The 19,085-nt window shown below is 59.9% G+C and carries 17 protein-coding genes; 6 read left to right on the top strand and 11 right to left on the bottom strand.

The window, feature by feature from the left end; all coding sequences use genetic code 11:
- The first annotated feature begins 7 nt into the window (after window positions 1-7).
- Both NKI97_RS03045 and NKI97_RS03040 read left to right on the top strand, forming a co-directional pair.
- Window positions 8-1,366, top strand: a complete 1,359-nt coding sequence (locus NKI97_RS03045) for a type II and III secretion system protein family protein (RefSeq protein WP_352449144.1) — start codon at window positions 8-10, stop codon at window positions 1,364-1,366.
- 12 nt (window positions 1,367-1,378) lie between these two features.
- Window positions 1,379-1,828, top strand: coding sequence for a hypothetical protein (locus NKI97_RS03040; RefSeq protein ID WP_352449145.1), 450 nt, complete (start codon window positions 1,379-1,381; stop codon window positions 1,826-1,828).
- Window positions 1,829-1,911: 83 nt separating this feature from the next.
- Here the strand turns inward: NKI97_RS03040 and NKI97_RS03035 are convergent, their stop codons facing one another.
- Entirely contained in the window at window positions 1,912-2,709 is a 798-nt protein-coding gene (locus NKI97_RS03035) for a tetratricopeptide repeat protein (protein WP_352832651.1), read from the bottom strand.
- 90 nt (window positions 2,710-2,799) lie between these two features.
- Between NKI97_RS03035 and NKI97_RS03030 the strand changes: the two genes are divergently transcribed.
- Complete coding sequence (locus NKI97_RS03030; RefSeq protein ID WP_352832648.1) at window positions 2,800-3,840, top strand: EscU/YscU/HrcU family type III secretion system export apparatus switch protein; 1,041 nt, start codon at window positions 2,800-2,802, stop codon at window positions 3,838-3,840.
- A gap of 207 nt (window positions 3,841-4,047) precedes the next feature.
- Here NKI97_RS03030 and NKI97_RS03025 read toward each other — a convergent pair whose 3' ends face one another.
- The 6 genes from NKI97_RS03025 to NKI97_RS03000 all read right to left on the bottom strand — a co-directional run bounded on the left by NKI97_RS03025 (window position 4,048) and on the right by NKI97_RS03000 (window position 10,861).
- Complete coding sequence (locus NKI97_RS03025) at window positions 4,048-5,676, bottom strand: ABC transporter ATP-binding protein (RefSeq protein WP_352449148.1); 1,629 nt, start codon at window positions 5,674-5,676, stop codon at window positions 4,048-4,050.
- Window positions 5,666-6,550, bottom strand: a complete 885-nt coding sequence (locus tag NKI97_RS03020; protein ID WP_352449149.1) for an ABC transporter permease — start codon at window positions 6,548-6,550, stop codon at window positions 5,666-5,668. Before NKI97_RS03020 ends, NKI97_RS03025 begins: the two co-directional genes overlap by 11 nt.
- A complete protein-coding gene (locus NKI97_RS03015) occupies window positions 6,547-7,593 on the bottom strand; it encodes an ABC transporter permease (RefSeq protein ID WP_352832645.1) in 1,047 nt (348 codons plus the stop codon). Before NKI97_RS03015 ends, NKI97_RS03020 begins: the two co-directional genes overlap by 4 nt.
- Window positions 7,594-7,693: 100 nt before the next feature.
- The gene (locus NKI97_RS03010; RefSeq protein WP_352832642.1) at window positions 7,694-9,301 is read right to left on the bottom strand and encodes an ABC transporter substrate-binding protein; all 1,608 of its coding nucleotides are present in this window, start codon (window positions 9,299-9,301) and stop codon (window positions 7,694-7,696) included.
- A 112-nt stretch (window positions 9,302-9,413) separates the two neighbouring features.
- Window positions 9,414-9,767 carry a Rieske (2Fe-2S) protein gene (locus NKI97_RS03005; RefSeq protein ID WP_352449152.1) on the bottom strand — a complete coding sequence of 118 codons (354 nt, stop codon included), beginning with the start codon at window positions 9,765-9,767 and terminating at the stop codon, window positions 9,414-9,416.
- An 11-nt stretch (window positions 9,768-9,778) separates the two neighbouring features.
- Window positions 9,779-10,861 carry an amidohydrolase family protein gene (locus NKI97_RS03000; RefSeq protein WP_352449153.1) on the bottom strand — a complete coding sequence of 361 codons (1,083 nt, stop codon included), beginning with the start codon at window positions 10,859-10,861 and terminating at the stop codon, window positions 9,779-9,781.
- Window positions 10,862-10,994: 133 nt separating this feature from the next.
- Between NKI97_RS03000 and NKI97_RS02995 the strand changes: the two genes are divergently transcribed.
- Together NKI97_RS02995 and NKI97_RS02990 are read left to right on the top strand one after the other, a co-directional pair.
- The gene (locus NKI97_RS02995) at window positions 10,995-11,852 is read left to right on the top strand and encodes a LysR family transcriptional regulator (RefSeq protein WP_352449154.1); all 858 of its coding nucleotides are present in this window, start codon (window positions 10,995-10,997) and stop codon (window positions 11,850-11,852) included.
- A 91-nt stretch (window positions 11,853-11,943) separates the two neighbouring features.
- Window positions 11,944-13,020, top strand: a complete 1,077-nt coding sequence (locus NKI97_RS02990) for an FAD-binding oxidoreductase (protein WP_352832639.1) — start codon at window positions 11,944-11,946, stop codon at window positions 13,018-13,020.
- Between the two features lie 234 nt (window positions 13,021-13,254).
- On the opposite strand, the gene NKI97_RS02985 is transcribed toward NKI97_RS02990, so the two are convergent.
- The 4 genes from NKI97_RS02985 to NKI97_RS02970 all read right to left on the bottom strand — a co-directional run bounded on the left by NKI97_RS02985 (window position 13,255) and on the right by NKI97_RS02970 (window position 17,959).
- Entirely contained in the window at window positions 13,255-14,400 is a 1,146-nt protein-coding gene (locus tag NKI97_RS02985; protein ID WP_352449156.1) for a LacI family DNA-binding transcriptional regulator, read from the bottom strand.
- Between the two features lie 88 nt (window positions 14,401-14,488).
- A complete protein-coding gene (locus NKI97_RS02980; RefSeq protein ID WP_352449227.1) occupies window positions 14,489-16,018 on the bottom strand; it encodes an amino acid ABC transporter permease/ATP-binding protein in 1,530 nt (509 codons plus the stop codon).
- A 76-nt stretch (window positions 16,019-16,094) separates the two neighbouring features.
- Window positions 16,095-16,931, bottom strand: coding sequence for an ABC transporter substrate-binding protein (locus NKI97_RS02975; RefSeq protein WP_352449157.1), 837 nt, complete (start codon window positions 16,929-16,931; stop codon window positions 16,095-16,097).
- Between the two features lie 161 nt (window positions 16,932-17,092).
- Entirely contained in the window at window positions 17,093-17,959 is an 867-nt protein-coding gene (locus NKI97_RS02970) for a PfkB family carbohydrate kinase (RefSeq protein ID WP_352832636.1), read from the bottom strand.
- A gap of 103 nt (window positions 17,960-18,062) precedes the next feature.
- On the opposite strand from NKI97_RS02970, the gene NKI97_RS02965 reads away from it, so the two are divergent.
- Entirely contained in the window at window positions 18,063-19,064 is a 1,002-nt protein-coding gene (locus NKI97_RS02965) for an SIS domain-containing protein (protein WP_352832633.1), read from the top strand.
- The last annotated feature ends 21 nt before the right edge of the window (window positions 19,065-19,085 follow it).

Raw genomic sequence — 19,085 nt, 5'->3', positions numbered from 1 at the left:
GAACGGCATGACATTCCACAGTACCGCGGCAGGCGTTGGATCAGCCGCTTTCGCCAGGCGGGCAGATTTAGGCCGGCTCGCTATCGCGACGATTGGCGTTCTGCTGGCGTTGTTGCTCATAGGGGCCGACGCGACAGCACAGAACATATCGCCCTTGCCGAGCAAACCAACGATCGGCTTGCCGGTCGGGCAAGGACGCCTGTTGCGGTTCAATGACCCGGTCGAATCCGTGCTGATCGCCGATACCACGATCGCGGACCTTCAGGTCGTGTCGCCGAGCATGGTCTATGTGTTCGGCCTCAAACCCGGCCTGACCAACCTCATTGCGGTCACGGCCGATGAGCGGATCGAGGCAACGGCCCAGTTCCGCGTCACCCCCGATGTCACGCCTGCTACCGAAGCCAAGCAAGCAATGCAGCCGAGCTCGGCGACAAATCTCCACATTTTTGGCACCCGCATCGTTGCCACAGGCGAGGCGCGAGGCGTCGATGAGGCAACGGATCTGGACAATGTCGCCCGGACCTTCTCGCCGCCGGAACAGCCGCCGCTGAACAACATGACCGTGCAGGGCTCACAGCAAGTCAACATCCGGGTTCGCTTCGCCGAAGTCTCGCGCACGGAGCTGCAGTCGTACGGCGTCGACTGGTCTGTCGGCTACAGGAGTGGCGGCTTCGAATTCAACATGTTCCAGGACAATGGCGTGCCCTCTGGGAACGGCAATTTCGGTTTGAACATGGACCAGGCGCATGGCCTCAACTTCGACATTCTGATCGAAGCCCTGCAGCGCAACGGCATCGTCAAGATACTGGCCGAACCGAACCTGACGGCCATGACCGGTCAGACGGCAAGCTTTCTCGCCGGTGGCGAAATTCCGGTTCCGATCCCGCAAGGAACCGACGTCGTCACCGTCCAATACAAGCCCTTCGGCGTGTCCCTCGGCTTCACCCCGACGCTGATCGGCCGCAATCGCATCGCGCTCCATGTCCAGCCGGAAGTCAGTTCCCTATCTGAGACCGGATCCGTAAGCGCCAACGGTTTCGCCATGCCGAGTTTCGTCGTGCGCAAGGCCGACACCACGGTCGAAGTGGCGAGCGGTCAGACATTTGCGATCGCCGGCCTTTTCCAGCAGCGGACTTCGCGCAATCTGGAAAAGTTTCCGGTGCTGGGCGATGTACCGGTGCTTGGCCCGCTTTTTCAATCACAGCGTTTCCAGCACGAAGAGACCGAACTGGTCATTTTGATTACGCCCTATCTGGTGGAACCGGTGCGCGACAGCCTCGCCACGCCGCTTGATCGTCCGGCAGCCAAGCACCGCAGCCGCAAGCACGCCAATGACGCATCGGCGACGGGTCTGATCATCAAGTAACGAGGACCGGATATGACATCCCCCATCGCATTTTTCTGCGTTGTTCCAGCGCTGGTTCTGGCCGGCTGCGCGAGCAGCCCGCAACAGCGGCAGGATTATTCGCCTGGCTACAACTATGTTTCGACGGATGCAGGCGGCTCCGAGAAAGGTGTCGGCGGCTCAGTTCTTGCTCCCGACGCCTGTCTGGCCGAGCCAGCCGACGACGACAACTCTGCTGCCAAGACGAATCTGACGATCGTCTCCGGCGTCGGCTCCCATCTGCCGCCCGGTTGCGCCAATGCCTTCAATCTTCAGCGGATGTCCGAAAGCCAGCGTGACCTCGTAGAAGGCCGCCGCATGGGCCCGGCGGCGGCGGCACCGACCGCGCGCGCGGCCCGTCGCTACCTCGATGGCGAGGAGGCTCCGATAGGCGGCGCCAACAGCGCGCCGTCGGTGCCGCAAACAACGCTCCCAGTCGAGTGAGCCGGCGCGGTATTCGCCCGCGTAGTGTCACCCTACGCGTCGCGCTTGGCGGAAGATCGCTTCAGGCCCTCCGGCCCGATTCGCTAGCCGAGGATGGAGCCGAGCGCCTTCGCTTTGGCCTGAGTGCTGCCCTTCAGCCGAATGGTTCTTGCGCGGGCAAGCAGGGTGGCCACCTCCTTGGTCGTCAGCCCGATTGGCGGCGAGGCCTTGACCTGGTCGGCCTGGCCAAGAAGCCCGTACACCACCACAATGTTGCGCTTGTGGTGCAATTGCGCATTGGGAGCGGCGGCAATTTTCTGCACCAGCGGCAGCGCCGCAGCGGAATTGTCTTCGAGGGCTGCCGCCAATGCCATGTTGGTCTCGACGTCAAGATCGCCCGGCGCAAGTCTCAACGCCTGGGCGAAAGTCTCCTGCGCCTGCCCTGTCTGCCCGGCGAAAGTCTGCGCAACGCCCAATCGGTTGTAGGCGCCGCTGGTGTTGACCAGCGGCGCTGCCTGCGCAAGCGCGCGCATGCCTGCATCGATATCGCCTACCTCCATCATCGCCGAGCCAAGCCCAAGCATTGCTCCCCCGTCATTGGGAGCTTTGGCCAGCGCGGCCCGATAAGCTTTGGCGGCATCGGCAGGATAGCCTGCCCGCATGTAAGCGTCGCCTGTCTTGACGAACGCGCTCGCCTTGGCGCCCGGCATTGCTGCGGCGCGCTGGTAGAGCGCGATGGCGGTATCACTTTCTCCGCGCGCATCAATATCGTCGGCAAGCTTGATCAGGCGCTCGGATTGAGACGATGGGCCCTGCGCCTTGGCCTGCACGGAGCCGGTTTGGGTCGTCTGGCAACCGCTCAGCGCCAGCGCGACGACGACTGGCGTGAATACGACACGCAACCGCAAATCCACCTCTCCGTATTCAAGCCTGTCCCACCTTACACAGGGCATCGGCCGACTGGAACCACGATAGTGCGGTAAGATTGCAACATGGCCGAAGAAGCTGAGGAAAAGAAATTACCGGCGTCCGACAAGAAGCTTCGTGACGCCCGCCGCAAGGGCCAGGTTTCGCAAAGCCGCGACCTGGTATCCGGCTTCACTCTTTTCGCAGCGCTTGGCTATCTCTATTTTTGCTGGCCGCTGCTCTTCAAATATCTTTCGGAACTCGTGCAGACTGTGACGGTGCCCGGCGGCTCTTTCGAGGAGGTCAGCCTGCGTGCCATCCACCACTCGTTCTCATTGCTGATGCTTGCCACATTGCCGCTAGTCGGCATCGTTGTGGTTCTCACCGTAGCCTTCGGCATGCTGGCCACGTTCGGGCCGGTCTTCTCGTTCGAGCCGCTCAAGCCGCAGTTCGATCGCATAAACCCGGCGAAGGGCCTTCAGAAGATCCTGTCGCTCCGCAATGTCATCGAGTTCGCCAAGGGCCTCGTCAAGGTGGTGTTCCTGGCAAGCCTTTTCGTATTCATCCTGATCGCCTGGCTACAGCCTCTCTTCGATGCGCCAGGCTGTGGTCAGACATGCCTGGAGCCGACCATCAAGGCGGTGATGACACCTCTCGGGACTGCCGCCGCCCTGGCCTTTATCGTCATCGGCTTGATCGATGTTCCTATTCAGCGCTGGCTGTTCCTACGGGACATGCGCATGACAACAACCGAATACAAGCGCGAACACAAAGATCTCGAAGGCGATCCATTGATCCGCCGTGAACAGCAGCGACAGCGGCGCGAAGCAGTGATGCAGCCTGCGAAGCTAGGTGTGAAAAACGCGGTCATCGTCTTGGTGACAGGCGAGCGCGCCGTGGCGTTGCGCTACGTCAAGGGCGAAACGCCTGTGCCGACAATTGTCGGCAAGGGTCAGGGCCGTGCGGCCGAAGATATGATGGCTCAGGCGCGCGAGGCAGGTATCCCCATAGTCGAGGATGCCGTTACCGCCCAAGCGATCTTCGAAAATGCGAACATCGGGTCTTATATCGGCCAGCAGATGTTTTCCCCGGTCGTTCGCCACCTCGTCCGGCACGGGCTCACTTGAGCCAAAATCCTGCGATTGTCGTTCTATGCCAGTTTAGCCCTGTCGGCTGGTGGAAGCGAAGCGGAAGTCCGCTGGTCGCGCATCCGTCAGTGTCAAGGCGGCACGGCGGAAGACCGACCAGGCCGATTCAATGAGGGCGTTTCGGAGGACCTGTCATGCCGCCCGATCCGCAGCTTGCGTTCATTCGCGTTGAATAACAATGCGTCCTCAGCCCCGGCTGGCCAGCAGCCTTGTCAGCCAATCCGGATCCATTTCCGGCACGGAGGATAAAAGCCGTTCGGTATAGGGGGCATGCGGCGGCGTGAGAATTTCGCTCTTTAATCCCTGCTCAACGACTTTCCCCTGGTGCATGACCACAATCTCGTCGGCGATCGCCCGCACGGTGGCAATGTCATGGGTGATGAAAATGTAGCTCATGCCGAGCTCGCGCTGAAGCCGCATTAACAGCTTGAGGATTTCCTCCTGCACAATCTGGTCGAGCGCAGACGTGATTTCGTCGCAGATGATCAGTTCCGGATCGGCGGCCAACGCTCGGGCGATGCAAACGCGCTGCTTCTGGCCCCCCGACAGTTCGGCCGGCACACGATCCAAGTAAGTTTCGCTCATCTCGACCATGTGCATGAGTTCGCCGATCCGCCGATCCCGCTGCGCTCCCTTGAGGCCAAGATAGAATTCAAGCGGCCGAGCTATGACTTCTTCGACCGTCTGGCGCGGATTTAGCGCGTTGTCGGGCATTTGATAAATCATCTGTATGCGACGCAGAATCTCTTTTGGGCGGGTCTCCAGGGTCTTGGAAAGGGCCTGGCCGGCAAAGGAAATCGACCCCGAAAGCCGCGGCAACAGGCCGGTAACGACGCGAGCGAGCGTCGATTTCCCGGAACCGGATTCGCCGACCACAGCCACTGTTCGTCCACGTGGAACTTTGATGGAGACATCCTGGAGCACCTTGACCCTCCGCGCGTAAGCCGCGGTGACGTTGTCTATCGTAAGCAGATATTCATCGGCCGGAACTTCGGGCTTGGCGAGCTTGCGCACGGCCCAGAGCGTTTTGGTATATTCCTGGCTGGGCGAGGCGAGCATCTGGCGTGTTTCAGCCTCCTCCACGGTAAGTCCATCGCGCAAAACCATGATGCGGTCCGCCATTTGCGCCACCACCGCCAGATCATGCGTCACATAAATTGCAGCCGTGTTGAATTCCTCCACGACATTGCGAATGGAGGCGAGAACTTCGACCTGCGTCGTCACATCGAGCGCCGTCGTTGGCTCGTCGAAGACGATGAGGTCCGGACGACAGGCCATCGCCATCGCGGTCATTGCCCGTTGCAACTGTCCGCCGGAAACCTGATGAGGATAGCGAAAGCCGATGGTCTCCGGGTCTGGAAGCTGAAGACGCCGATAAAGATCGACGGCACTCCGGTTCGCTTTCTCTCGGCTGGCAATCCCATGCGCCACCACAGTTTCGACAGTCTGGTCGAGGAGCCGGTGGGCCGGATTGAAAGAGGCCGCGGCGCTTTGTGCGACATAGGCGATACGGGAGCCTCTGAGGCGACGCCGCCCTGTTTCGCTGAGTGCCAGAAGATCGAGCCCGTCGAACAGGATCGAGCCCTGTGTGATACGGCAGCCCGGCTTGGCGTAACCCATCGCGGCGAGGCCAATGGTGGATTTGCCGGCGCCTGACTCGCCGATCAGGCCAAGAACCTCCCCCCGCTTCAGCGCCAGATCGACCCCGCGGACAATGGGATGCCATCGCTCGTCCGAGAAGCCCTCCACATGGAGATTGCGGATCTGAAGTAGATCCTTACCTTTTTCGCGCGAGGCCGGACCGCTACCTTTCATCCCGCAACCCGCTTGTTGCGTGCAGGAACCAGTCGACGACGAAATTCACGGATACCGTGAGGAGGGCAATCGCGCCGGCCGGCAGCAGCGGCGTGACATCGCCGTAGGTGATCAGGGTTGCATTCTCGCGCACCATCGATCCCCAATCGGCGGTCGGCGGCTGAATGCCGACGCCCAGGAAGGACAGTGCCGCGATCGTGAGGAATACGAAGCAAAATCGCAAGCCGAACTCCGCGACCAGCGGCGGCATGACATTGGGAAGGATTTCCTTGGCGATGATCCATTTCGGGCCTTCGCCGCGCAATCGCGCCACCTCGACATATTCCATCACTGCTACGTTAAGCCCGACGGCGCGTGCGAGCCGAAAGACGCGGGTGGAATCGAGCAGCGCAATGATGATTATCAGGCTGGTGATCGACGACCCGAAGATCGAAAGCAGCACCAGGGCGAAGATCAGGCTTGGGATCGACATCAACACGTCCACCGCACGCGACAGTATCTGGTCGAGCCATCCCCTGTACAATGCGGCAAGAAGGCCGAGCGAGACGCCGACGGCGAAGGACAGCAGTGTGGTCGCGACGGCGATACCGATGGTGTTGCGCGCACCGTAAATCAAGCGTGTGAGCATATCGCGGCCGAGCTGGTCGGTTCCCAGTTTGAACTGCTGGCTCCACGGTGCGAAGGCTTCGCTGAAGACCTGCGTTTCGCCGTATGGGGCGATCCAGTGCGCGAACACCGCAACGATGACATAGCCGATGATGACGAGGATGCCGAACCAGGCACTGAAGGGTGCCTTCTTCAGCGCCGTTTTGGCCCGGGTGGCGCGCGAGCGCCTCAGCCTGTGAACCTGAGCGATGGGTTCGTAGCTGGTCATCGTGGATGCAAGAGCCTTGGATTGGTGGCGATCGAAATGATGTCGGCAGTCAGATTGAGCAGGATGTAGGTCGCCGCGAAAATCAGGGCACAAGCCTGGACAACCGGAACATCCCTTGATTTGACCGCGTCAACCATCAGCTGACCGATGCCGGGATAGACGAACACCACTTCGACAACGACCACTCCGACGACGAGATAAGCAAGATTGAACGCCACCACCGTGACGATCGGAGCCCATGCGTTGGGCAAGGCATGCCTGAGTACGATGGCCATGGGCGACATTCCCTTCAGCCGCGCCATGTCGATATAGGGGCTTGCCAGCATGTTGATGATCGCCGCTCGTGTCATGCGCATCATGTGGGCGACGATGACGAGCGTAAGCGTGGTTGCCGGCAAAGCTACTCTCCAGACGTGGTTCCAGAACGGCGTCTGGTCGTTCACGTTGGACAAGGTCGGGAACTTGGGAACTGCGTTGAGTATCCAGTTCAGTGACACTGCGAGCCAGTGCGGCAGAGATTGTGCGAACTCGGATCCGATGAATGTGTCGCGCGAGATGACCAGGTAGGCAAGCATATAGGCGACGAAAAACTCCGGGAACGAAATGGTTGTCAGCGTCACTGCGTTCACCAGCCGGTCGAACCAGCCATTGCGGTAGAGCGCAGCGAGGATGCCAAGTCCCAGGGCCAGCGGAACTGCTAACAGCGCGGTCATCGATGCAAGGAACATCGTATTGTAGAGGCGTGGCGCGATGATCTCGGCCACGGTTCGCCGGTACCCGGTGCGGCTCGCGAACGAAGAGCCGAAATCCCCGTGGAGCATCTGCCCGACCCAGACGAAGTAGCGCTCGACAGGCGGACGGTCGATGCCAATTTCTCGCTGGAAGGCGGCGACCGTTTCGGGTGTCGCGGATTGTCCGAGCGTCGCCTTGGCGAAGTCGCCCGGCAGCATTGCGATCGCAGAGAAGATAATGATGGAGACGATGAACAGCGTGACCAGGCCGAGGCCAAGGCGCTGCAGAACCGTTCTTGCGACGGGGTTCATGGGTACGCGTTTCTCGTTGCTGCCGCCGCCCTGCCACACCAGTCAGGGCACGCGGTTGCAAGCCGGAGCCTGGTAGCGATCGCGGGCCCGGCCCGCACTCTCACGCAGTGGCGATCCACCAGCGTTCGGCCATCTTCAGTCCATCGTTCTCCCAGTTCGGCGCCACCTCGCCATGTGCGAGCTTATTGGATTTGGCGCTGACGAAATTGTTGAAGACCAGTACGATGCTGCCGCCATCATCATGGGTCAGTTGCTGCATCTCGGCATACATTGCCGCCCGCTTGGCCTCGTCGGTCTCGGCGCGCGCCTGGACAAGCAACTCGTTGAAGCGGGGATTTTTCCAGAACGACTCGTTCCAGCTGGAGTCCGCGGCGAAGGCTTGCGTGAACATCCAGTCGGCCGTCGCGCGACCGCTCCAATAAGAAGCGCACCAAGGTTTCTTGAGCCAGACATTGTCCCAATAGGCGTCCTCGGCCTCGCGCACCACGTTTACGTCGATGCCGCACTGGGCGGCCGTTTCGCGGATGAGCGCAGCCGCGTCCACAGCGCCTGCAAAAGCGGCATCGGCGACCGAGAGATCCACCTTCAGTTTTTCCATTCCGGCCTTTTTCAGATAATGCTTGGCTTTCTCCGGATCGAAACTGTGTTGCGGCTGCGGATTCGTGGCGAATTTGATTGCCGGCGCGATCGGGTTGTCGTTGGCCACGGTGGCGTGGCCGAGAAAAATCTTGTCGACGATCTCCTGACGGTTGATCGCCCATTTCAAGGCCATTCGGACGTCCGGATTGTCGAACGGCGCCATCGTGACATTCATCGGCAACGTATAATGGCCATAGCCGGTGACCTCGACGATCTCCACCTTGGGATTGCGTTTCAACATGCCGAGGGTCTTGAGGTCGGCGCGGCCAATATAGTCCACCTCCCCTGTCGATAACGCGGCCATGCGAGCGGCGAGATCGGTGATGGCGATGAACTCCACCTCGTCGAGATAGGGTTTGCCGTTCTTGAAGTAGTTCGGATTGCGCTTGAGCTTGGCCGAAACTCCGGGCTGGAAGTTCTCAAGCACAAAAGCACCGGTGCGAACGCCTGATCCCCAATCCGCCTTGCCGTCCTTGGCCGGCATGATGACCAGATGGTAGTCACTCATGATGTAGGGGAAGTCGGCATTGCCGCTCTTCAACGTGAAGACAACCGTCTCCGGGCCGTCCGCCTTGATGCTGGCTACGGGCTCAAGCAGCGGCTTCGCCGCCGATTTGGTTTCGTCGCCCATATGGTAGCGCAGCGAAGCCACGACGTCGTCCGCCGTGACATTCTTGCCGTTGTGGAAGGTTGCGCCCTTGCGAAGCTTGAAGACCCAGGTTTGGGCGCCATCGGACGATTCAAAGCTCTCGGCAAGGTCCGGTTGGACGTTGCCTTTCGCGTCGACCTCGGTGAGGCTGTTGGACATCGAGCCCGAGAACGCGGTTTGTGTGAATGTGTCCGGGTAGCCGGCCGGATCGATCGAATCCGTCGTCGCGCCATGTGCCATGCCCAGCTTGGCGAAGCCGCCCTGCAGCGGTTCGGCCCGGGCCGTGCTGACGAAGAGCTTGTCCGCAGCGGTGACCGTCAGCCCAGCGGCCAGCCCAAGATGAATGAAGTCGCGACGGGAAATCTTGCCGCGACCAATCAGGCTTTGAGCGATACCAAGCTTGTATTCAGATTCTGACATTTGACTCTCCCGTTGCGGATTTTCCGCGTTATTGTTCGTCAAGCACCTGTGAAGAAATCTGCTCGTCAGCCGCGATCACCCTTTCTTCTGACCGCTCAAATCCGCACCTCGATCAGGCTGTCACATAGATGCTGCCCGCCTCGACGGTGACTGGAAATGTGCGCGCGCGAACGGACGGATCGACCAGGGCCGCGCCTGATTTGATGTCGAATTCCCAGCCATGCCAGGCGCAGCGCACGATCTCGTTTTCGCGGTGATAGATGAATTGCGCCCCTTCGACCGGTGCAGTTGTTCCGCATTGCGGCCCCTCGCAAAGCGGAGCGCCGCGGTGCGGACAAACATTCAGCAGCGCGTGGAATGAATCTCCGATGCGGAAAACGCCGACCGAAAGGCTGCGGATCTTGGCGATGAAGGGAGATCCGGTTTCGATCTCGTCGACTCTACAGATGTATGTCTTCTCAGGCATCGTCTGCTTCCTCAGGCAGCATTCGCCGCTTGCGCGCGCGGGATGCGCTTGTAAACCTCCAGCGCATTCAGCCCCATGATCTTGCTCTTCCAGGCAGGAGGGATTTGCAGCGTGTTGGCATCGTCATAGTCCCAATGCGGATAGTCGGAGGCAAACATCAGCGTATTTTCGCCGTCCATCGCCTCGAGAGTGGACCAGAGATGCTGAATATTTGCGGGCTGCTCCAGCGGCTGCGTGGAAAAGCGGATGTTGCGCCGGCAATATTCGGACGGCAGCATTTTCAGCCATGGCGTCTCTTTGCGTAGGGCTTTGTAGTCGGCGTCCAGGCGCCACAATACCGATGGCACCCAGGCGACGCCGCATTCGATGACGACGAAGTAGAGGTCCGGCCATTTTTCGAAGACGCCATGCGCAATCATGCTTGCGACATGCGAAATGGCCGACATGTGCAGGATGGCATGGGTCTCCCAGAAGAATGTCGTCGGGGCCGGAGCAATCGCGGTCGAGTTCACGCCGCCATGGCCGCCCAGATGAATGGCAAAGGGCAGCCCGACCTCGGCGCAAGCCTCATAAATTGGATGGTAAAACGGATCGCCATAGGGCTTGACGGAGCCTTGCGAGGCAAGAACCTGAACCATCCGCGGATGATTGCCCAAGCGGCGTATCTCGGTGGCCGCGAGCTTCGGATCCTGTGGCGCAATGATGATCGAGCCCACGAAGCGATCGTCCTTCGGCAGCCAGTGGTCGATCTGGTAGTCATTGTAGGCGCTGACGAGAGCGCTGGCATAATAGGGGTTGGCGAGGGTAGACGCCTCGATCGGCTCATCGCCGGTCAGGATCGCCACGTCGACCTTGTACTTGTCGAGGTGTTTTTCCTTCATGATGAGATAGTTGTCGGCTTCAGTTTTCGGACGGACGTCCTTGCGGGAGAAGTCCTGCGGATGAAACCAGGGACGATGGCCATGCGGGAAGGCGCCAACGGGACCTGTCTTCTCGCCTTCGACGAACATGTCCTTCCACAGGCCGGAAAGGTAGGGCTCCAGTACAGTGGCGCTTGACCAGTAATTGTGACAATCGCAGTCGACTATGAACACGTTGCTCAGCTCCGTAGCTTCAGCCTGGTCGATCTGCCGGCCGATTTCACCGCGTGCAGCTTCCGCCTTGAGTATTGTTTGATCAAGCTTATGATCCAGCGCAATATGATCGACTTTTTCGATTGGAGGTAACGTGCAGTTAGATCACATCGAAACCTTTCTCGACATCATCGAGTCGCGAAACTTCAATCGCACCGCCGATCGGCTGGGATTGACCCAGTCGACGATCAGCACCCGGATCAAGAATCTGGAGAGCGCGATCGGGTCCGAGCTCTTCCAGCGCGGGCGCGCCGGTGCTGAGCCCACAGCCGCCGGACGGCGGTTCGAAGCTTACGCCAGGTCCCTGCTGTCGACCTGGTCGCAAGCTCGACACGACGTGCGAGCGTTCAACCGGTTCGAGGGCACCTTGCGCATCGCCGCACAGGTAGGCATGACCCGCTCGGTTCTGCCGGGATGGGTCGAGACACTGTGCCAGGCCCTTCCAAAATCCTCGATCCATGTCGAGTCGGATTATTCGAACCAGATGGTCAGCGACCTAAGCATGGGAAATCTCGATATCGCCGTGCTTTATGCACCTCGTTACCTGCCTGAGATCGCCTACGAACATCTGATGGTCGAGGAATATGTAATGGTTTCGACGGCTGCCAGAACGCTGCCCGACGTCGACCCTGAAACCTACATTCGCCCAGGCTACACCGCCGTGCTGGAAAAGACGCACGCAGAGCTGCTGGCCGAGTTGGCGATCTGTCGGCTTTCGACGGGATCGGAAACTCTGGCGGAGATCATGCTGCGGCGAACGGGCGGCACCTGCTATATGCGTAGCGACGATGCGCGCAGGTTCACTGCCGAGCTCCCATCGTTTCTCGTCGAGGGAGCGCCGACGCTGCACCAGCCAGTCCACACCGCGATACTCGCGCGCCGCAAACATGAACCAATTATTCGCAAAGGCATCCGAGCTCTCCAGGTTGCTGTGATGTCACTGGAAGTCTAATCGAAATTACCGATCATAAAGGCAGGATTGCGCGGCTGTTCAGCGGGGTTTGAAGTGGCATCTTGGCTCGACTTCAAACCCGAGTTGACTGATGAATGCATACGCGGCCTTTGCAGCCTCCGGCTTCGTCCCAACAAAGCGTCACCGGCATTGGGCACAGACCACACCGCAGCTTGTGCTCTGCCGGCGCGTGATCGACGAAACGCACGATGTGAAAACATTCGTTCTCACACCCACTTCAGATCGGATGTTCTGCTTCAGCGCTGGCCAGTATGTTCTGGTGCACCTTAGGATCAACGGTGCCGCGGTGACGCGCTCCTACTCCGTTTCGTCACCGCCGACGCGACCGCTCGACCTACAGATCACCGTGAAACGGACGCCGGGCGGGCTCGTTTCGAATTGGCTCCATGACAATTTCAGGCCAGGCGATGGGATCGAAATCGAAGGCCCGCTCGGCTCGTTCAATCTCGACGATCTGCCGCATGCAAAGTCCCTCTTCCTCTCAGGTGGCAGCGGGATAACTCCCGTCATGTCAATGCTGCGGGCATTTACCGACCGCGCAGCCGACCAGGAGATCCACTTCATTCATAGTGCGAGAACGCCGGACGACATCATTTTTCGGCTCGAACTGGACGCACTTGCCGCTCGCTTTCCCAATGTTCATGTGACTTGCATTTGCAGTCACGGAGACCCGGCCTGGACGGGTCCAACCGGGCGAATTAACAATGAGATGCTCGTGACCTTGGTTCCCGATCTCCATAGCCGCACAGTTTTCGCCTGTGGGCCGGAATCCTACATGAAGGCTGCACGCAGCTGCCTCGATGCAATCGGGCTCGCCCCTTCACAGTATCATGAGGAGAGCTTCGGGGGCGGCAACATTTCGCGTTCGCTATCGGATTCAAAGGTTTCGTCTTCGGTCCGCTTCGCCCGCTCCGGCCTTGCATATCACTGCGCGCCCGGAGAGACCCTGCTGGAAGCGGCGCGCCAATGTGGCGTCTATGTCCCAACCGCTTGCCAGCAGGGAGTTTGCGGTACGTGCCGGATCGCCAAGCTGTCCGGCGAAGTCGTCATGGATGACCTAGGCGGACTGACCTTGGAGGACAAATCGGCAGGCTATATCCTGGCGTGCTGCAGCCGCCCACAAGGCGACATTTTGCTTGATCTCTAATTCTACCCATCGCGGAACGAAATCGGGCAGCCTATGCGTTCAACGACCAAGCCATACTACTGCGACCGCAAGTGATTAGGTTTCGGAACCCGGATGGGCTTGCCCCATTTCTGGCGCAGCTCACGCTGGGCATCGCAAGCGACAAAAGTCCTACCCAGCAATACGCTTGAGCTATCATTCAGCCGTTGCATGGGATCGACCTCGGCACAAAGAGGCGCGGCAATTCGGCTCCAGCTACACCGTCGCGGCCGGATCAGGGGCGTTGCGGTTGAGATGAACCGCAATCGAATTACGGTTCACCAGGCGACCCGCGAGGACACGGTGTTCAAACGGTGCGGTGTCGCCAGCCAGCCTCTTCAAGAGAAGCTCGGCTGCCGTCGCCCCGATCAGATGCGCCGGCTGCGCGATGGCTGTGATACCTTGGGCCACGAACTGCATCCAGTCGAGATCGTCGAAGCAAAGCAGCGAAACCTCTCCCGGAATCGCAAGCTTCAGTGCGGATGTCGCCTCCAGAACGCCTGTCGACATCACACCGTCCGCGGTAAACAGGGCGGACGGCGCATTGCGCATTGTCAGTAGATCGAGTGCCTCCTTTCGTGCTGCCTCGCTGGAATAGACCGCCACGCGGCGGATCAACTGCGGATCCGGCGAAATGCCCGCAGCGCGATGGGCTTCGAGATAACCCAACAATCGTTGCCAGCTTGGATGATGGTAGCGAACGTCGGAGCTGGAGAGATCAGCGTTCGTCACAAAGGAGCCAACATCATCGCGTTGGTCCGGCCCGAGTTCCGCCAATATTCCGATGCGGCTGTGTCCGGCGGCGATGATCGCCGCTATGCTGCTACGCGTTACAGAAACGTTATCGACCACGACCGAATCGGTTTCCATGCCCGCCACGATGCGATCGAACTGCACGACGGGACAGCCGGCCGCGACTGCGTCACGAAGATGATCCGGCTTGTCCAAGAAGGTCGATGAGACGACTAAACCATCGACCTGCTTTTCCAACAGCAGCTGCACCGCCTCTCGCTCGAGTTCGGCATTTTCGTCACTATTCGTAACGATAACCCCGAAGCCGCCACGGCGCGCGACGTCCCCTATTCCGCGCAGCACGCTTGCATAGAATGGGCTTTCGATGTCGCCCACGACAACGCCGATAGTCTGGGTCTTACCGGTGATCAGACCTTTGGCCAGGCGATTGGGTCGATAACCCAGCGCAGATGCTGCGGCGCGCACCTTCTCCTGAACCTCGGGGCTGCTGTAGCCGTAGTCACCAAGCACGCGCCCAGCCGTGGCAGAGCTCACTCCAGCCCGGCGAGCGACTTCGATGATAGTTGCGTTTTTGGATCTTTGAGTCACCCAGCAAGTCCCGCCGACCATGCAACGTCGTGGCGACGAACTAGCGGCAGTTAGGCACGCCCCGCAAGGCCGAACACCGTAGAACCCGCCGCTGCGCACACCATTTGAATCACAGCACCTCCGACAGAAAGCGTCGAAGACGAGGGCTCTGCGGATTGTCGAATAGGTCTTCTGGTCGGCCTGCCTCGACGATCCGGCCCTCGTCCATGAACACGACCTGGTTCGCGACCTTGCGAGCGAAATTCATCTCGTGTGTAACGACCACCATCGTCATCCCGCCCCGCCCGAGGTCGGCCATCAAGTTCAGGACACCTTTGACCAATTCTGGATCGAGGGCGCTGGTGACTTCGTCGAACAGCATAATTTCGGGTTCGAGGGCGAGCGCACGCGCGATGGCCACCCGCTGCTGTTGCCCGCCCGAGAGATTGGCCGGCCGATGGTCCTTACGCTCCAGCAGTCCGACTTCATTCAGCCTCGCCAAGGCCGCGTCATTAGCCTCCTCGCGCGACATGCGTTTAACTTTGCGCAGCGCCAAGGTGATGTTGGCGAGCGCGCTACGGTCGGGGAACAGATTGAACTGCTGGAAAACCATGCCCACGCGCCGCCGGAGTTGGTCAGGGGTCTGCTTGTAGATGCTTTCGCCATCGAGCAGAATGTCACCGGCTCGACACTCTACGAGACGGTTGAGGCAGCGCAGCAAGGTCGACTTGCCCGATCCGGACGGACCGATGAGGCAGGTGACGGTCCCGGGCTCCACTTTCAGACTGACGTCATGCAGCACCTGGACGGCGCCGTAGGCCATGTCGATATTCTTGACCTCGATGCCGCCACCCTTGAAGCGTGTGGGCGCTGCTGCAGGCAACGTCGCTGCTCCCGGCACGACGGCTTCGGCAAGCTCGGCGACCTCCTTGAGGCCACTCTGCACGGCGGTTATTCGTTTGCCGACGCGCATGCGCGCGTCGATGTAGTTGACGAGATGGGTCAGCGGCACCGTGATCACGAGATAAAACACGCCGGCCAGCAACAGCGGCGACAAGTTGCCGGTCAGCACAGCCTGGTCCTGGCCGACGCGGAACAGTTCGCGTTCGGAGGCGAGCAGACCAAGGAAATAGACCAAGCTGGAGTCTTTGACATTGCCGATGAACTGGTTGACCAGTGCAGGTAGGACGCGACGGATGCCTTGCGGGATCACCACCAGGCGCATGCCTTGGCCATACGTCATACCGAGAGTGCGCGTGGCGTCGATCTGACCCCGCTCGACGCTCTGAATGCCGGCGCGGAAAATCTCCCCGATGTAGGCGCCGGCGATCAGGCTGAGCGCCAGAATGCCCAGCGGATAAGGCGATGGACCGAACAGATCTCGGCCCAACCGCGCGAAGCCTTGGCCAATGATCAGGATTGTGACAATGGCAGGAAGCCCACGGAAGATATCGGTGTAGACTCGGGCCAGGAGTTTCAGCGGCCGGTTCTCGGAAATCCCCATGACTGCGAGGACGATACCGATCAGCGTCCCGAAAAACGTCGAGGCAAGGGCCAGGATCAAAGTGTTCTTGAGGCCGACCATCACCATGTTTGGCAGAACTTCTGCCATCGCCTGGAAATCAAGGAAGCTGCGGGCGAAGGTATCGAACCAGCTCATATCAAGGCCATCTATAACTCGGCCGGGCACCGTTGCTGACGGGCCCGGCCGGAAACGAAAATGAATACGCGCGAATTTACTTCTTGGGCAGATATTGATCCGGCATCGGAGTGCCCGGGAACCATTTCTCATGCAGCCGTTTCCAGGTGCCATCGTCCATGGCCTCGCGCAGCGCCTTGTTGAGCGCCTCGCGGAAGGCATCGTTGCCTTTCTTGACCACGAACCCGGCCGGCGCATCGAAGGACGGCACGTTCATTGTTATCTTCAGGTTCTTATAGCGCTCGACATACTGCTTGGCGGACTCATAGTCAGTGAAATGGCCATCAATCGTGCCGTTATTCAGCGCCGCCACCGCCGTGTTGTTGTCGGGAAATTTGACAATGTCGCCCTTGAGGTTCTTCTCGGCATAGATTTCCTGCAGCGTTCCCTGGATCACGCCGATGCGCTTTCCGGCGGTGCTCTCATTGCTCGTCAGTGCCGGATCCGCCGAAATGATCGACAGGTAGCCGGCGAGATAGCCGTCGCCAAAATCCACGGTCTTCTTGCGCTGCGCCGTTGTGCCGATGGCGGCGACAGCGACGTCGAAGCGGCCGTTGGCAACGGACGGCAGCAGCGCCGAGAATTCCTGGCCGGTGAAAACGACCTGCTCCTCCTTGAACCCGAGCCGGCGCGCCACATCACGGAAGAGTTCGGCGTCGAAGCCGGTGAAGTTACCGTTGGCGTCGGTGAAGACATAGGGTTTCGCATCGCCCATGGTTCCGACGCTGATCACCGTCGGGTCGATGAGGTTGTAGGGGTTGTCCGCCGCGTTTGCCTGAGTTGACGAGGCCAACGTGCCAAGTCCTGTCAACAGCGCGATCGTCAGCGCCAAACCGGATTTCAAAAGTAGGCGCCTGCTCGAATTCGTGTGCATGTCTTCTCCTCTTACGATTGGCCGAACTCGGCCTTGCGATCCCACTCGACGACTCATCCATCAAAACGCTCTTTCATGGCGTTGGTTGGATGAATGAGAACGTTATCACTTGAACTAGCATTGTCCATTTCTCGCGTCAATTGCTCAGTTGAATTTCGCAGCTAGACGGTTCTCTCGTCTTGAATGCGCCGAGCTCCGCGGAGGACCTCCGGCGTGATCTTTCCTAAATCGATTGCTGCCGCATAGCCGATGGCCCCGTAGTACCGGCAGGTAGCGGCCGCCGCCTCCGCGGCATGGCCGAGAATGTCTTGAGGCGCCTCTTCCTTAAGCAGGCCGAATAGCGTTCTGGCGATGAAGGTGTCGCCCGCGCCCAGGGTGTCGACTGCTTCGACCAGCTGCGCCTGGGTGCAGTAAGAGACGGTGTCGCTGTGAAGCACCGCGCCGGCTCGGCCACGAGTCACAAGGACCCACTTTGAACCACATCCAAGGAGTTCGGCTGCGATTGCGGCCAATTCCTTGTCGTCGAGACCGTCCCCCGAGACACAAGCCAGATAGCAATGGGGCCCAATCTCGCGTCGATGTCCCGGTTCCCGTCGCGTGGAAAAATCGTAAGACAACAGTGACTTACTTGATACAGTGGCAACCCACGGGTCCAAACCGCTGGACTGGCCGATGTGGACGGCCTGAAAGCCCGAGAGAAAATCCAGATCTTCTTGCGTCGGCGTAAACACCGAAACGCCGAGATCGAAGTCCAGGAAAATCCGATCGGCGTTGCGGTGACCTATGAGGCAGTAAGCGGTCGGTCCCTCGAGGCGCCGTAATCGGGTGATGTCCACGCGCTCCGACGCCAGTGCAGTGCAGATAAGGTCCCCCGCCCGGTCTTTGCCGATCGCTCCGACATAGGCCGATCGCCCGCCGAAGCGGCTGACATAGACCGAGACATTGAGGCAATTTCCACCAGGATACATCTCGCCGCGAGCAAGATAACAATCGACCACGTTATCGCCTATCGCGGCAATCTTGACCATTGCAGGACTTTCAGTTTAAAGGGTGTGATAACGTTCGCACAATGGCTGCCCACCTGTCAATGTGGGCCGGCCCCCTAGCTCTGCCAACGAGACAAGGAAGCTCATGATTTCCGCCCTGCCCGCCGACGTGGAACGCGCTCTGATCGCTACGGCGGGCACGCAGTTTTCGCACCTGTTCCTCGTGGCGTGCGGCGGTTCGCTCTCGATCATGATGGCAGGCAAATACTTCGTCGACCGTCACAGCGGCACATTCGCCTGCGACATCTACAACGCGGATGAGTTCGTCTGCCGAGCTCCGCGACGGTTGGGACCTGACGCGCTCGTTGTCCTTTGCTCGCAGACCGGCACCACCCGCGAAACTGTGCGAGCGGCCAATCATGCAAAGGATCGAGGCGCAACGACAATCGCCATGACACTCGACCAGATATCGCCCCTCGCGCTGGCGGTCGACCACGCAGTCGCCTACCAGGCCTCCTACACGACGGGCAAAGCAGTCGATTCAGCCTGCAGCAACTACGGCGTGCTCTACATGTTGCTCGCCGGCCTGATCGATGCTCGGGAGGATGCCGGGCTAACTGCCGATCTGCTGAGGAGCCTGAGCCATCTTCAGCCGGCGATCGAGCGTGCGCACCGGACCTATGCCGACCGGTTTCAGGCCTTCGCCCCCCGTTTCGCGCCGCGCAATGCGATCTACACTCTGGCCAGCGGTGCCAGCTATGGTGCGGCCTATTCGTACGCCATCTGCGTGTTGATGGAGATGCAGTGGTACGACTCGCAGGCCATACACGCCAACGAGTTCTTTCACGGCCCATTTGAGGTCGTCGACCGGGACGCTTGCTTCGTGGTCTTAGTGGGTTTGGACGAAACGCGGAGCCTTTCCGAACGGGCCCGCGATTTCCTTTTCAAGTACGGCAGCCGGGAAAACATCCTGGTGCTCGATGGAGCGGAACTCGACCTCAGCGGTATGTCCGAACACATCAAACCTTATCTCGTGCCCTTGGTCTTCTTCGACACGCTTTGGCGTTTTGCCTACGAGCTGGCCGCCCTGCGCGGCCGGCCAATGCTTGATGGCCGGCGCTACATGAAGAAGCTCACCGACTATTAGTTCCGCCGCGCTCTGCAGCCA

Source organism: Mesorhizobium sp. M0296 (assembly GCF_040321675.1).
In the GTDB taxonomy this organism is placed as follows: domain Bacteria; phylum Pseudomonadota; class Alphaproteobacteria; order Rhizobiales; family Rhizobiaceae; genus Mesorhizobium.
The sequence above is the reverse complement of the archived record's forward strand: the minus strand, read 5'-3'. Positions and strand labels throughout refer to the sequence as shown.

Excerpts from the sequence above, each read along its gene's own strand:
- NKI97_RS02985 (WP_352449156.1), bottom strand. The coding sequence starts at position 14,400 with ATGGTCGGCGGGACTTGCTGGGTGACTCAAAGATCCAAAAACGCAACT.
- NKI97_RS03020 (WP_352449149.1), bottom strand. The coding sequence starts at position 6,550 with ATGACCAGCTACGAACCCATCGCTCAGGTTCACAGGCTGAGGCGCTCG.
- NKI97_RS03010 (WP_352832642.1), bottom strand. The coding sequence starts at position 9,301 with ATGTCAGAATCTGAATACAAGCTTGGTATCGCTCAAAGCCTGATTGGT.
- NKI97_RS02980 (WP_352449227.1), bottom strand. The coding sequence starts at position 16,018 with ATGAGCTGGTTCGATACCTTCGCCCGCAGCTTCCTTGATTTCCAGGCG.
- NKI97_RS03015 (WP_352832645.1), bottom strand. The coding sequence starts at position 7,593 with ATGAACCCCGTCGCAAGAACGGTTCTGCAGCGCCTTGGCCTCGGCCTG.
- NKI97_RS02975 (WP_352449157.1), bottom strand. The coding sequence starts at position 16,931 with ATGCACACGAATTCGAGCAGGCGCCTACTTTTGAAATCCGGTTTGGCG.
- NKI97_RS03025 (WP_352449148.1), bottom strand. The coding sequence starts at position 5,676 with ATGAAAGGTAGCGGTCCGGCCTCGCGCGAAAAAGGTAAGGATCTACTT.
- NKI97_RS02990 (WP_352832639.1), top strand. The coding sequence starts at position 11,944 with ATGAATGCATACGCGGCCTTTGCAGCCTCCGGCTTCGTCCCAACAAAG.
- NKI97_RS02965 (WP_352832633.1), top strand. The coding sequence starts at position 18,063 with ATGATTTCCGCCCTGCCCGCCGACGTGGAACGCGCTCTGATCGCTACG.
- NKI97_RS03030 (WP_352832648.1), top strand. The coding sequence starts at position 2,800 with ATGGCCGAAGAAGCTGAGGAAAAGAAATTACCGGCGTCCGACAAGAAG.
- NKI97_RS03005 (WP_352449152.1), bottom strand. The coding sequence starts at position 9,767 with ATGCCTGAGAAGACATACATCTGTAGAGTCGACGAGATCGAAACCGGA.
- NKI97_RS03045 (WP_352449144.1), top strand. The coding sequence starts at position 8 with ATGACATTCCACAGTACCGCGGCAGGCGTTGGATCAGCCGCTTTCGCC.
- NKI97_RS03040 (WP_352449145.1), top strand. The coding sequence starts at position 1,379 with ATGACATCCCCCATCGCATTTTTCTGCGTTGTTCCAGCGCTGGTTCTG.
- NKI97_RS02970 (WP_352832636.1), bottom strand. The coding sequence starts at position 17,959 with ATGGTCAAGATTGCCGCGATAGGCGATAACGTGGTCGATTGTTATCTT.